The sequence below is a fragment of the Planktothrix sp. FACHB-1355 genome, assembly GCF_014748295.1.
In the GTDB taxonomy this organism is placed as follows: Bacteria; Cyanobacteriota; Cyanobacteriia; order Cyanobacteriales; family Aerosakkonemataceae; genus Aerosakkonema; species Aerosakkonema funiforme_A.
In genome coordinates this window covers 1-13,711 of record NZ_JACJUP010000044.1, presented here as the reverse complement: position 1 = coordinate 13,711, position 13,711 = coordinate 1, and the positions used below count along the sequence as shown (strand labels likewise).

The following is a 13,711-nucleotide window of genomic DNA, read 5'->3' as shown; positions in this document are numbered from 1 at the left end:
AGAACTTGTGAAGAAATCCACTGTTTAAAAGCCCTCTTTTCCTTGCTTAGCGTTTTCCTGTACATTCTGTGATAAGTAAACCTAATTGATTTTACCATAATTCCTGACCTATGCTTAATTCCCAGCCTAAAAAATCCGTTTTCCGGACTAATTACGCCAGACTTTAAACAAGGCCAACGGAACTGGGACAAAAAAGCCTTTTTACTCTCACCAAATTAATTAATCGCAGCAACTGCGGCTGTGTACATAAGCAGCTTCAGAAATTACAGGAATTTCTGCATAAACTCCCCTCAAAGCTTGGACAATAGAATATAAACAGCTAGCCACTATTCCGATGAATATGGCATCTAAAACTATCTCCAATATAAATGCAGATGAGCTGCTACCTTGCGGAATTCCGGATACTAGCAAACTGTACATACTCGGTAGGTACAATAGATTCAAAAGCTCCATAATTGTCAAAAATAGTTGCACTACGATACTCAGCATCAAAGCCTGCATGATGTTGAAGCGAATAAAATGGTTAATTTTTCCATTTCTCACCAGGAAAAAGTACAAAGCCAAAAATACCATGAAACTAAAATACGGGATCTGACTTCCTAAAAAGGCATACACATACATAACCGGAAATAGAGGTACATAAAACAGTCCTATTATGGGAAACTTTGCCATTAAGAATATTCCCAATACAAACACTTCAATTAGAGGTAGAATGTAGACTACACAAGACCAAAGGCGATCTGGGATGGAAGTGCGTCCGCGCCAAGTCATCGGTTATTCTCCTATCAAAATTAAATTGGTACTTTTTGATTAGGTGAGAAAAGGCCATAAAATAGCCTAGAGCTTGGAACGATCTTAGTTCCAAAACACTCTCGACGTCTACAGATTAAAAAAATTAAATTCCAGACACCGAGATTATTCAATGTTGGTAACTCGGAAGCCCATTTGGCACTCGTACTGCTCTGGTTGATTTTCGGCGAGTTTGCGGATTGCATGACCGCAGCGGAGTTGACCGCCCCTCCAGCGGGGTTGACCGCTGCGATCGGCCAGCAAACAGTTTTGACAAACGATTTGGGAGGGAACGATCCCATCCTCCATTACCATGACAAGCATTTCACACCTCCCTCATAGGGTCGATGCCACTGAATTCATTGTATGCCAGGGTTCTTGGGCGATAGTGTAAAATCATCGAAATTCCTGGGTCTCTTCACCCCGCCGTTGAACGGCGGCTTTGCTTTTTGTGTGATAATAGTTACAGCTAACTTAAGATACAGACCTAATTTGCCGTGGGTTGAAACCCCCTAACACCGGATTCGTAAAGAGTTAGTTTCAACTTCGCCCTGTATCAGGCGTTTTTTGAAAGTCATTGCGTGGAAATTGAATGGACTTCTGAAGCATTGCCAAAGTCCTCTGAGGCTGAAAGCGAGGTCTGTACAAAACTGCCAGCGGTAAACCGATCAATGCTGACATCAATGGCAGCTTGAATATCATCCGAAAAGTATTCCCCAATGCTTTTACAGCAGAGGGGATAGTGAGTGCAGCCGTTGCACCCTTGAAGGTGAGAGCCTTCATAAAGAGTCGAAAATTGAGACAGGTAACTTTGTCCAATTTAGCTTAAACGGTTATGATGATGGACGCGGCACGCTTGACAAGAGCGACTGCACAAGCGTGGGTGGGATAGATCGACCGCGCATTACGATTTCTTCTTTTGCTTTCCTAGAGATTTGCTTTGTGACTAACACTAACTTAGAATTTTTGCACCAGACCGATCCGACGATCGCAGAATTCATCCAGCAGGAACTACAGCGTCAACGCGACCATCTGGAACTGATTGCCAGCGAGAACTTTACCTCGCCAGCTGTTTTAGCAGCACAGGGTTCTGTTTTAACTAATAAGTACGCAGAAGGGTTACCCGCTAAGCGCTATTATGGCGGCTGCGAGTTTATCGATAAAGTCGAACAACTGGCGATAGACCGCGTAAAACAACTGTTCGGCGCAGCCCATACCAACGTACAACCCCATTCAGGCGCTCAGGCTAATTTTGCCGTTTTCCTGTCCTTGTTGCAACCAGGGGACACGATTATGGGAATGGATTTGTCCCACGGCGGACACCTGACCCACGGTTCGCCAGTCAACGTTTCCGGGAAATGGTTCAAAGTTTGTCACTACGGCGTCAGTCAAGAAACAGAACAACTAGACTACGATCGGATTCGGGATCTGGCAAAACAACATCGTCCCAAATTGATTGTTTGCGGTTACTCAGCATATCCCCGCATCATTGAATTTGACAAATTCCGCAGCATCGCAGACGAAGTAGGTGCTTACCTGCTAGCCGACATTGCCCACATTGCCGGATTAGTGGCTACCGGTCATCACCCCAATCCCCTCCCCTACTGTCACGTCGTCACCACCACCACTCACAAAACTCTGCGCGGCCCTAGAGGTGGTTTAATTATGACCAACGATCCAGAATTGGGCAAACAACTGGATAAAGCCGTTTTTCCAGGCACTCAAGGTGGGCCGTTGGAACACGTCATCGCTGCGAAGGCAGTTGCGTTTGGAGAAGCCCTCAAACCAGAATTTAAAACTTATTCGGCGCAAGTCATCGAAAACGCCCGCGCTTTGGCGAACCAACTCAAAGAACGCGGCTTTAAAATTGTGTCTGGGGGCACGGATAACCACCTCATGCTAGTTGACCTGCGTTGCATCGGTATGACCGGCAAACGGGCAGACCAACTCATGGGAGAAGTAAACATCACCACAAACAAAAATACAGTTCCCTTCGATACCGAGTCGCCCTTCGTTACCAGCGGCTTGCGATTGGGTTCTCCAGCCATGACCACACGGGGCTTGGGAACGCCAGAGTTTATCGAAATTGGCGATATCATAGCCGATCGACTTCTCAATCCGGAAGACGGCACAGTTGCCCAGGAATGTCGCCGTCGAGTGGCTTCTCTATGCGATCGCTTTCCTCTGTACCCGCACCTCAGCATACCAGTACCCGCACTGGCGTAGCAGCTATGAAAATATTCGATCGCTTCCCTTACGGATTGAGAGCGGGAACAGTGAAGGTCTGAAATGTAGTAGACTCTGCCTGACGCATTTTTGTCGCACTTCCTACTGATTTCAGATGCCTTACCCCTACCATCTGATTGCCTTTGCAGTCTCTGCCCTAGTTGTCCTCTGGAGTACGCCAGCTGTCAACAAATTTGGCCTCAAAAGCGGACTGTTTGACGTACCGGACAAACGAAAAGTTCACCAGCGCCCGATGGTGCGCTTGGGAGGCGTATCCATTTTCGCCGGAACTCTGATCGCACTTTTAGTCGTGTGGTGGTCTGGCGGCTTTGTAGATGCCCGTGGCCAGATTCTCCCCCCAAATCAGGAGTACGAAATTTGGGGTGTCACAATTGGAGGTCTGGCCTTTTTCTTGATTGGCTTAGCGGATGACTTGTTTGGCTTGTCACCTTTCACCCGGCTGTTGATCGAGGTAATCGTCGCCAGCGCATCTTGGAAAGCTGGTGTGCAAATTAATTTTCTCTCCATGCCTTTTCAGGACGCACTGCCATTGCCAGATTGGATCGGTCTGCCGATCACGGTACTTTGGTTAGTAGGTATGGTCAACGCCACTAACTGGATCGATGGTTTGGATGGTTTAGCCGCCGGTGTGTCAGGTATTGCCGCCTTCGTGATGCTGATTGTCAGCTTGTTTATGGGTCAACCAGCCGCAGCCTTAATTGTGGCAGCCTTGGCAGGTGCGCTGCTAGGTTTTCTCCGCTATAACTTCAACCCAGCCCAAATCTTTATGGGGGATGGCGGTGCTTACTTCGTGGGCTTTACCTTGGCTGGCGTTGGTGTGATCGGTTTGGTAAAAACTACAGCTTTCACTTCTTTCGCTCTGCCTTATGTGATTTTAGCAGTACCGATTTTGGATATGTCGGCTGTGATCCTCGATCGTCTGCGTCACGGTAAATCTCCGTTTATTGCCGATAAAAGACATCTGCATCACCGACTCCTCAAGGCTGGTTTATCACACCGCTTGACGGTATTGTTTATCTATTCCTTAACTCTGTGGGCGGGCAGTTGGGCATTGGCTTTTGCTGGCGTACCTCATGGGCTACTCTATGCTTTAGCTGGAACCTTGCTGCTGGGTTTTACCAGTTGGAAGGTATGGCAATACATTGCTAGGAGGAAGAATGAAAATTTTTCCCCTCCCAGTCCCTAGTCCCCAGTCGAAGTACACCTAAAATGACCGCAGAAATTATTTGTGTCGGAACTGAGTTACTGCTGGGTGATATTCTCAATACCAATGCCCAGTTTTTAGCCCAGCAATTAGCTCAATTCGGAATTCCTCACTATTACCAAACGGTTGTGGGAGATAACCCCGCACGCCTCCAACAAGTGCTGGCTATTGCGTGCGATCGATCTGAGATCCTCATTTTTACTGGCGGTCTTGGCCCCACTCCTGACGATCTTACGACGGAAACTATTGCGGACTTTTTTGGCGTCCCTCTAGAAGAACGGCCAGAAATTCTCGCAGATATCGCCGACAAATATAATCGGCGCGGACGCGAAATGACTCCCAGCAACCGCAAACAAGCCCTTATTCCTCAAGGCGCAGAAATTCTACCGAATCAGTGGGGAACAGCGCCCGGTATAATCTGGCAACCCCGCCCCAACCTTACTATCCTCACGTTTCCAGGTGTGCCGTTTGAAATGCAGCGGATGTGGCAAGCAACTGCTGTCCCTTACCTGAAAAGTCAAGGTTGGGGTAAAGAAATTATTGCAAGCCGGATGTTAAAATTTTGGGGCATTGCCGAAGCGGCATTGGCGGAAAAAGTTGCTCCTTTTTTGAATCTCTCAAATCCAACTGTTGCTCCTTATGCGAGTATGGGTGAGGTGAAATTGCGAGTTTCTGCTAAAGCTGCGTCTGCTGAGTTGGCTGACGAAATGATATCGCCAGTAGCAGCACAACTGCAACAAATTGCCGGTCTGGATTATTACGGCGCAGATGACGACTCTCTGGCTTCGGTAGTGGGAAAACTCCTCCAAGCAGCCAATGAAACTCTCTCCGTTGCAGAATCCTGCACTGGCGGCGGTTTGGGTAGTGCGATCGCTTCTGTCCCCGGAAGTTCTATTTATTTCCAAGGAGGGATAATTTCTTATGATAATCAGGTCAAGATTTCCTTGTTGGGAGTGAATCCGGATGACTTAGCTCAATATGGGGCTGTGAGCGAGACGGTGGCCAAGCAAATGGCAGCAGGTGTGCGATCGCTCCTCTCTACAACTTGGGGACTCAGTATTACGGGAATAGCCGGTCCGGGCGGCGGTACGGAAACTAAGCCTGTAGGTTTGGTCTACATCGGGTTGGCCGGGCCAAACGGCTTGGTGGAAAGTTGCGAGCATCGCTTTAATCCACTGCAAGACCGCTCTTTAATTCGCCACTTCAGCACTTGTAGCGCTCTCGATCGCTTGCGTCGCTATTTGTTGTCCTAAACTATTGAAAATTTATTAACAATCCTTAACCTTGTAGGATTTATTGGTTATCATAAAGTAAAGAACTCAATAACCAGTGCAACCATGCTGGAAAATTTTTGTATATTTAGATACAAAAATATTGGTTGAGTTCTCAAAACCTCAGACTTAATACTGGGTGTTTCGCTCTAGAGCGGAAGACTCAGGCAGTATTGAAGGAGCTGTCTTTTCAATGGACCTTATCGAAGATATACTGGAAACGCTGAAGGAATGGGCACGTAAAATTCTCGAAGTGCTGCTCGGCCCAGAGGTTCAACCGGAACCAGAACCGATTCCCATTCCTGTAAACGAACCAGGGCGTCGCCGCTAGTCCGTCTGAATTAAGTTAAACAATTGCAAAAACTAAATTGCAAAAACTAAGTATTCTGGTACTGCATGGCCCGAATTTAAACTTGCTGGGACAACGAGAACCAGGAGTTTACGGTAGTGTAACTTTAGATGAAATCAATCGCCTGCTAGAAAAAGAAGGGCAGGTGTTAACCGCTGAGGTAACAGCGCTACAGTCGAATCACGAAGGCATCTTAGTAGATGCAATTCACGGTGCTTTGGGGCGTCATCAAGGCATTCTGATTAATGCAGGTGCCTATACCCACACCAGTGTAGCGATTCGGGATGCGATCGCAGGCGTTGCGCTACCCACTGTAGAGGTTCATCTGAGTAACATCTATAAGCGGGAAGAATTTCGGCATCATTCCTGGATTGCGTCTGTTGCGATTGGGCAAATCAGCGGTTTTGGCGCGGAAAGTTACCGTTTGGGGTTACAAGCTCTGGTTAACGAGATCCGGAAATCTCAAACATCAGCTTAGGTGTGATTTCTTCGGCAAAACTTCGCTAGGCTGTAATCTGGAGCGGAAAAGTCACTGTAAAAGTAGACCCGACACCTTTTTGAGAATCAAGGTGAATTTCACCCTGGAGCAGTTTGACTAATCGGGCCACAATTGCCAGTCCCAAACCTGTGCTTTCTTTATCCCGACGAGCATCTTTTCCAAAAGCTTGGGAATAAGGTTCAAAAATGCGTTCTCTATCGTGAGGCGCTATCCCAATTCCCGTGTCGGTAATACGAATCGACCACTTTTGGTCTGCTTGTGCGAGACATTCTATTATAACACAACCTCTATCTGTATAGCGAACGGCATTACTGAGCAGATTGATTAAAATCCCTTGTAGCCGCAGAGGGTCTACGATCGCTTCGACGGGAGCGCGATCGCAATTAACTTGCAGATCCAAATTCTTTGCTTGTGCTAGGGGTTTAATCATTTCGGTAACTTCGTCAATAATGAGACTTACCTGTGTGGGAACTAGATTGAGTTTGATTTGACCGGATTCATAGCGAGCAAGTTCCAGCGCATCGTTTACTATGTGGAGCAAGTGTCGTCCACCATCTAGCACTCGCTCGATGTTGCGGATGTTAGGAAGGGAATCTTCCGATTTAACGGCTTTTCGTTGCTGGCGCAAAAACGTATCGGAGAAGCCAATAATAGCCGTAAGCGGTGTTTTAAACTCGTGGGCCATATATGCAAGGCTGTCCTGACTGGCGCGAACTAACCGCTTGAGTTCCTGATTGGTGAGGCTTAATTGCGCTTGAATGCGATCGATCTCCTCCAATCGCCCTTCCACATAACTTTTGAAACACTGGGATATCGCTTCGTCTATCACTCCATTAATCAAGTCAAGCGCTCGTGTAATTTCTTGGGGAGGACATTGAAGTAGCTCCGGTTCTATTTCCGAAAAAATCACTCGCCGCAGTATACTGTATTCCCAGGTAATTTCTGCTGGATCGAATCCTTCCTTGGCGCGATGGGTGCCATGCTCTACACTCGCATCTATAATAGTTGTCCTATTCTCTGCTTGAGAGTGAGACAGCGCTTTGACTAACTGATCGAGCAAGATTGTCAAAGAATTGCTCAACGCCGTATCCGATAGATTCTTTGCACTTTCTACGTGCTTGTCTTTGCGGACAGCATCCATCCACTTTTCTACAATCTGGTCAATTTTGGCAGCGAGTATTTGGCTGGGATCGAACATAGTTAATACAGCTATCGGCGATGGGTGATGGAGAAATGGCGAAGATACAAGCACAACAGACAAGCAAAACGATCGCCAATTACCGATCGCATTACCGTCTTTTCAAGATCGTCGCCTACACTCATTCCCCATTTCCTACCGATCTCAGGCTAAACTGCTTAATAGTATTAGACTTCTAACAAAAGATAGGTATTTGGCAAAGATAAATTAAGTTACTATGACGAATCTCGGTGTCATTGCAGTTGCTCATAAAATAGATTGATGCAGTACTCTCTATTAAGCAGGTTTCGCGGTGCCTTGCTGGGCGCTGCTGTAGGAGAAATTTGGGGCGCTTACGGTAACTCGTGGCAGCTGGGTGTAAAGCAACCTTCTGGGCAGCTGTATAGCTGGGGTCGTTTAGTTGTGCGCGGTACTGAAGGCTTGATCCGACAAGGAAAGTTAGATTTAGCCGATTGGCGCGAGTCTCCTGAAGAAACGCTACCTTCCCCCACAGACACAGGAAAGCATCAGGATATCACCGCTTCATCTTACTTTCCACCAAAAAGCGTTTCTGGTTCCGGCATCGTTGCGACTGTGCCGGTAGCTTTATTTTTCCATGAAGATGAAGCCAAACTGCGACAAAATTTACATCAAGTGGCAGATGTGTGGCAAGATGATTCTGTGCTGAAAGATGGCACTTTAGCTGTCGGATATGCGATCGCGCTGGCACTGAAAGAAAAACTCGATCCCGCTACCCTCATTCCGCAAACGCTTGAGTATCTTGATGTCGAAACGCCACTGGTACAGCAGCTTAAACAAGTCCAAAGTTTATTAGATGAAGGCGCTGGATTAGAAATGACTTTGGCAACTTTGATGCCCCGTCATTCCGCACCACGTCCTAATGCCGCTATTGCCTTGGCTTTTTACTGTTTCTTGAGTACGCTGGAAGATCTCCGCCTTAGCGTTATTCGGGCTTCTCGCTGTCCGCAAGCGCAGATTACCGGTGCGATCGCAGGTGCTATTTCTGGAGCTTATAACAGCATAGCCGGTATACCTGTAGGATGGCGGCTGGCTTTGGGCGATCGTCACAGCTCTTCCGGATATGAAAATGACTCACCTTTAGCTACATTATGGGGGCTAAATTCCGAAGCGGAGCTGTTAAGACTGGCAGCTCGTCTTCTCGCAGCTTGGTCTGGCGTTTACGATGCAGATAAATTCCTTATTGATACGAGTATTGTGGCAGCCGTTGCCGCTCCCAAAGTTATCAAACCGCGATAAAATAGTTAAGGGATAGAAAAGTCAAAAGTCAAAAGTCAAAAAAATAATAATGACAACTGACAACTGACAACTAACAACTAACAACTGACCGCTGAAAGATGAGCGAACAACTTCAACTTCCACCCACTGGCGCTATTCAAACCCTGCGGGAAATGGTAACGGGAACGTGGTTTGAATATCCAATCCGTGTACAACCTCACCACACCGACTATTCAGGCAACGTTTGGCACGGTTCTTACATTGCTTGGATGGAAGAAGCACGGGTAGAATGTTTGCGATCGATTGGCATTGAATTTGCGGATTTGGTAGCTTTGGGTTGCGATCTACCTGTGGTAGAACTTACCGTGCGCTATCATCGCCCCCTGCGAATGGGAATGACTGCAAAAGTTAAGGCGCGAATGGCAGAAATCGACGGCGTGCGCCTCAATTGGGATAACCAAATTCAGTCCTTAGATGGAGAAGAACTATATTTATCGGCGCGGGTAACGTTGGTAGCAGTCGATCGCGAAAAAGGTAAGATTATGCGCCAATTGCCACCAGCAGTAAAAGATGCCTTAGTCAGACTTTCCACCAAATTGTAAATGCTTTAAGACACTCTCTTTACCTGAAATAAAGGGAGTATTTTTTATGTGCTTATTTGTCAGTTACTGCTTGCCAAAATGCTTGGGGAATATAAATAATCTGCTGCCAAAGCTGATTGGGGCCAATGCCAAAGAATAACTGCAAAATCAAAACTATTATAGCGATAGTAATAGCAGTTTTAATAGTTGCTTTCACTACTTTAAGCAACAAGGTAAACACTAAACCAGCTACAACTATAGCAGCAATCCAAATAATTAGATCTATTGGCATAATTTGATTTATCAATACATAAAAGCGTAGTACCCAGCCAGCTATTTTCCACTATAGCTGGTAATTGTCAGGGAAGGGGCTCTAACTGCTGCTAGTAAGAACGCGATCGTAAGCAGTATTGCGGTTACATTGACCTACCAGTCTCAAAAACCGGGTTTGACAGCACAAACACAAGATAGTCTTTTTTGTTACATAACTCTAGTTACCTCCTCAGCAACAGCTGAAATCACGACTGGATCATAAATATGTAAATTTGTCAATGGTTTAAAGTAAAGTTGTTTGAAGAAGAAACTATCCCTAATTGCATAAAAAAGTTTATATTTTAAGCAGTTCCGGAATTTACCAGCCGCACTGTGTCCCTAGACTCTAAACTTTACATCGAACATCCTCCCATAAAAGAACCCCCCTTTCTCACCATCTCTTTGACTCTAAAACTGGTAAGCATTACCCTTAATAAAATGGTTTGACAAATGCGAAAAACTTTCCTAATAGACATCTCCTCCAAAGGAATCTCAAAGGCAGGCAGGATGCCTACCCCACAAGAATTTTTGGAGATGTCTAATGAGCGCTATCCTTGCTAAGGAAAAGCTCACAGATAACGCACTGTTAGCTGTGAATTCGAGCAGACATAAATATGCGTATTTACCGGGATAAATATATATACATTATTTAAATAATGCTCAATTTATGAAAAGTATTATTGTTGCAATAGCCAGGATAAGATACTGCAAACTTATAAAATTTTGGAGCTACCTAAATGGCTTTTATCAGGTATAAAGTTGGTGGCAGTCTTCACAATGGCGATCCTACATATGTTGTCCGTTCTGCTGATTCACAATTATATGAAGCAATGAAAGCAGGTGAATTCTGTTATGTGTTTAACTCCCGTCAGATGGGGAAATCTTCTCTGCTTGTGAGAGCAAAATATCAATTAGAAAAAGAAGGTTGCCTCTGTACTAGCATTGACATGACTCGGATCGGTAGTGAGAATATTACGCCTTTGCAGTGGTATAAGGGAGTCGTGGGAGATCTGTGGTTGGGGTTCGGTTGCTTGGGTAAAATTAACTTAAAATTATGGTGGCAAGAAAAAGAAGAATACTCGCTTTTACAAAAGCTAGGCGAGTTTATTGCTGAATTATTGCTGAAGCAATTCCCCACACGAAGATTGTTTATATTTATAGATGAAATCGATAGTATTATCAGTTTAAATTTTCCAATAGATGATTTTTTTGCGCTAATTCGCTATTGTTATAATCAACGAGCAATCAATCCAGAATATAACCGCATAAGCTTTGCACTGTTTGGTGTAACAAGCCCTTCGGATTTAATAAAAGATAAAAATAGAACGCCTTTTAATATTGGCAAAGCAATCGATTTACACGGTTTTACATTAGCAGAAGCGCAACCGCTAGCGCAAGGACTAGAGGGAAAGGTAAGTAATCCTCAAAACATTCTCAAAGAGATACTAGCTTGGACAACAGGACAACCATTTCTAACCCAAAAATTATGTCAATTAGTGGTTTGGACAGTTCAAGATGCACTCAGCGATAACTTAACTCTTCCTCCGGGAACAGAGGCTTTTTGGGTAGAAAATTTGGTGCGAGAGCGCATCATTCACAAATGGGAATCCCAAGATGAGCCAGAACATTTGCGGACGATAAGAGATCGCCTTTTGAGAAACGAGCTTCGTGCGGGAAGATTGTTGGGGCTGTACCAGCATATATTACAAGGTACAGAAGTACAGACGGATGACTCGCAAGAACAAGTGGATTTGTTGCTATCTGGTTTGGTAGTCAAAGACCAGGGAAAACTGAAGATTAGAAACCGGATTTATCAAGAAGTTTTTAATTTAGAATGGGTAGAAAAACAACTAAGTTCGCTGCGCCCTTACTCGCAGGTATTTGATGCTTGGATAGCTTCCAATCGAACAGATGAATCGCGGTTGTTGCGCGGACAAGCCTTAACAGATGCCCAATCGTGGTCGCGAGGCAAAAGTTTGAGCGACTTAGATTATCAGTTTTTAGCTGTGTCTCAAGAACTCGACAGGCGAGAGGTTGAGATCCGATTGGAGGCAGAACGAGCGGAAGAAGTAGAAGCGCGACTGGCAGAGGAACAAAAGAGACTGGCACAACAAAAAGAAAGTGCCCTGCTAGGAAAATTATTTATTGCCGTACTGAGTATTGCATTAGCGATCGCCATTGGATTGGGAGCGGCAGTTTTCTGGCAATACCGCAAAGCCGTCGTGAGCGAATGGCACGCCAGAATTAGTGAAGTTCAGGCACTCGCTTCATCATCTCAAGGATTGTTTGCCTCCCATCAAACATTAGATGGGCTGGTAGATGCCATCAAAGCAAAACAACGATTGCAAGGGAGAACATTAACAACAAGCTCATGGGGCAGTAATGTTTTCAAGCTTTCTACAACCCAGAATACAGATATAGAAACCGAGACTCAAGTTGAAAATGCACTGCAACAGACAGTTTATGGAGCTTTGGAATTCAACCGCCTGTCAGGACATACGGGCGCTATTTTGAGCGTTGCCTTCAGTCCGGATGGAAAGACTCTAGCAACTGCCAGCAACGACAAAACTGTCAAACTCTGGAAGCGAGACGGTAGCATCATCAGAACTATAAAATACGATTCGGTAGCCTACGGAGTGCAGTTTAGCCCAGACGGTCACCAGATTGCGGTTGCCTATGTAAATGGAATCGTGAATCTGTGGAATCTGGACGGCACTTTAGCAGGGAGCCTCTTAGGACATCGTGCGGCTGTTTGGCACGTTGCCTTCAGCCCCGACGGTGAGGTTCTAGCTTCTGCCAGCGCAGACAAAACCGTTAAACTTTGGAAACGGGATGGCACTTTGTTGAAAACATTGCTGGGACATCGCGGTAGCGTCTGGAATGTTGCCTTCAGTCCGGACGGTAAGACAATCGCTTCTAGCAGTGTAGATGCCACCGTCAAACTGTGGAAAACGGACGGTACTTTTGTGAAAAGTCTGGAAGGTCATCAGGCATCTGTTTGGGATGTTACCTTTAGCCCTGACGGAAAGCTGATCGCCTCTGGAAGCGCTGATAATACCATTAAGCTTTGGAAACGAGACGGTAAATTATTGCGAACGCTCAAAGGACACCAAGCGGAAGTGCATGGAGTGGCGTTCAGTCCAGACGGTCAGATCCTTGCCTCGGCAAGCTCAGATAAAACGGTCAAACTTTGGAAGTTGGATGGCATTTTTTCTGGCTTTTACAACGGTAATATTTTTAAACTTTCTGAGCCGACTTCTGAGCCGATAATGTTTAAAACTGTTCCAGAAGGCAAAAGAAAGCTACCAATATTTCAGGCTCCTCCGGAAGTTACTTTAAAAGAGCCAACTTTATTGAGAACGCTTAGGGAACACAGCGCTACTGTATGGGATGTTACCTTTAGCCCAGACGGTGAGACGATCGCTTCGGCAAGTTCCGATACCACTGTTAAACTCTGGAAACCGTTTGCGACGCTGCTAAAAACCCTTAACGGTCATACGGCGTCGATTTCGAGTATCGCTTTCAGTCCTGACGGTGAGCCGATCGCTTCTGCGGGTGCAGACCAAACAATCAAACTTTGGCGATCGGATGGTACTTTGCTTAAAACCATCCAAGCACACACTACTGGTGGAATCAATGGCATCGCCTTCAGCCTTGACGGTCAGATACTGGCATCGGCAGGTGACGACAATACGGTGAAACTTTGGCGTTTAGATGGCACTGCCAGCAAAACTCTTCAAGGGCATAGTGCGATGGTGCTTGATGTTGCCTTCGGCAGGCTAAATGTGACCTCTACCGATCGCTTCGAGCCCGGATTTTCGCCTGCCCACAAGTCAGAATTTATACAGCTTTTGGCATCGGGAGGTGATGATGGGGCTGTTAACCTATGGAGGGTTGACGGTATGAACCTTTTTGAAACCAAACCCTACAAACACCTCAAGGCTCACGGTTCTAGAGTTTGGAGTGTTGCTTTCAGCCCTGACGGTCAATACATTGCCGCCAGCGCAGATAATTTAATTGATTTA

The 13,711-nt window shown here is 45.8% G+C and carries 13 protein-coding genes and 1 pseudogene; 10 read left to right on the top strand and 4 right to left on the bottom strand.

The genetic code is table 11. The annotated features are described in order from the left end of the window. Window positions 1-219: 219 nt before the first annotated feature. Together H6S82_RS04240 and H6S82_RS04235 are read right to left on the bottom strand one after the other, a co-directional pair. Window positions 220-771: a Tic20 family protein gene (locus tag H6S82_RS04240; RefSeq protein ID WP_190466074.1), complete on the bottom strand. Its 552-nt coding sequence runs from the start codon at window positions 769-771 to the stop codon at window positions 220-222. A gap of 144 nt (window positions 772-915) precedes the next feature. Continuing rightward, entirely contained in the window at window positions 916-1,113 is a 198-nt protein-coding gene (locus H6S82_RS04235; protein ID WP_190466077.1) for a hypothetical protein, read from the bottom strand. Window positions 1,114-1,420: 307 nt separating this feature from the next. Between H6S82_RS04235 and H6S82_RS33260 the strand changes: the two are divergent. The 6 genes and pseudogenes from H6S82_RS33260 to aroQ form a co-directional block, all read left to right on the top strand. After that, window positions 1,421-1,618 (top strand): annotated as a pseudogene (locus H6S82_RS33260) (hypothetical protein); the annotation flags it as partial. Window positions 1,619-1,731: 113 nt separating this feature from the next. Beyond that, entirely contained in the window at window positions 1,732-3,015 is a 1,284-nt protein-coding gene (gene glyA, locus H6S82_RS04225; protein WP_190466083.1) for a serine hydroxymethyltransferase, read from the top strand. A gap of 115 nt (window positions 3,016-3,130) precedes the next feature. After that, window positions 3,131-4,222, top strand: coding sequence for an MraY family glycosyltransferase (locus tag H6S82_RS04220; RefSeq protein ID WP_190466085.1), 1,092 nt, complete (start codon window positions 3,131-3,133; stop codon window positions 4,220-4,222). Window positions 4,223-4,245: 23 nt separating this feature from the next. Beyond that, window positions 4,246-5,493, top strand: a complete 1,248-nt coding sequence (locus H6S82_RS04215; protein WP_190466089.1) for a competence/damage-inducible protein A — start codon at window positions 4,246-4,248, stop codon at window positions 5,491-5,493. Between the two features lie 211 nt (window positions 5,494-5,704). Continuing rightward, window positions 5,705-5,842 carry a hypothetical protein gene (locus H6S82_RS04210; protein ID WP_190466092.1) on the top strand — a complete coding sequence of 46 codons (138 nt, stop codon included), beginning with the start codon at window positions 5,705-5,707 and terminating at the stop codon, window positions 5,840-5,842. A gap of 37 nt (window positions 5,843-5,879) precedes the next feature. Further along, window positions 5,880-6,338 (top strand): type II 3-dehydroquinate dehydratase, encoded by a 459-nt coding sequence (gene aroQ, locus H6S82_RS04205; protein WP_199315350.1) that lies wholly within the window; start codon window positions 5,880-5,882, stop codon window positions 6,336-6,338. Between the two features lie 25 nt (window positions 6,339-6,363). Here the strand turns inward: aroQ and H6S82_RS04200 are convergent, their stop codons facing one another. Then, window positions 6,364-7,557, bottom strand: coding sequence for a sensor histidine kinase (locus tag H6S82_RS04200; RefSeq protein WP_190466094.1), 1,194 nt, complete (start codon window positions 7,555-7,557; stop codon window positions 6,364-6,366). Between the two features lie 20 nt (window positions 7,558-7,577). Here H6S82_RS04200 and H6S82_RS32965 point away from each other — a divergent pair, with 20 nt between their 5' ends. From H6S82_RS32965 to H6S82_RS04190, 3 genes are all read left to right on the top strand, one after another. After that, window positions 7,578-7,736: a hypothetical protein gene (locus H6S82_RS32965; protein WP_206756850.1), complete on the top strand. Its 159-nt coding sequence runs from the start codon at window positions 7,578-7,580 to the stop codon at window positions 7,734-7,736. An 82-nt stretch (window positions 7,737-7,818) separates the two neighbouring features. Continuing rightward, window positions 7,819-8,814 (top strand): ADP-ribosylglycohydrolase family protein, encoded by a 996-nt coding sequence (locus H6S82_RS04195; protein WP_190466100.1) that lies wholly within the window; start codon window positions 7,819-7,821, stop codon window positions 8,812-8,814. A gap of 98 nt (window positions 8,815-8,912) precedes the next feature. Beyond that, entirely contained in the window at window positions 8,913-9,395 is a 483-nt protein-coding gene (locus H6S82_RS04190) for a thioesterase family protein (protein ID WP_190466102.1), read from the top strand. Between the two features lie 52 nt (window positions 9,396-9,447). Here the strand turns inward: H6S82_RS04190 and H6S82_RS04185 are convergent, their stop codons facing one another. Continuing rightward, window positions 9,448-9,666: a hypothetical protein gene (locus H6S82_RS04185; RefSeq protein ID WP_190466105.1), complete on the bottom strand. Its 219-nt coding sequence runs from the start codon at window positions 9,664-9,666 to the stop codon at window positions 9,448-9,450. Between the two features lie 757 nt (window positions 9,667-10,423). Here H6S82_RS04185 and H6S82_RS04180 point away from each other — a divergent pair. Further along, the coding region (locus H6S82_RS04180; RefSeq protein WP_191056034.1) for an AAA-like domain-containing protein at window positions 10,424-13,711 on the top strand (3,288 nt) is incomplete at its 3' end.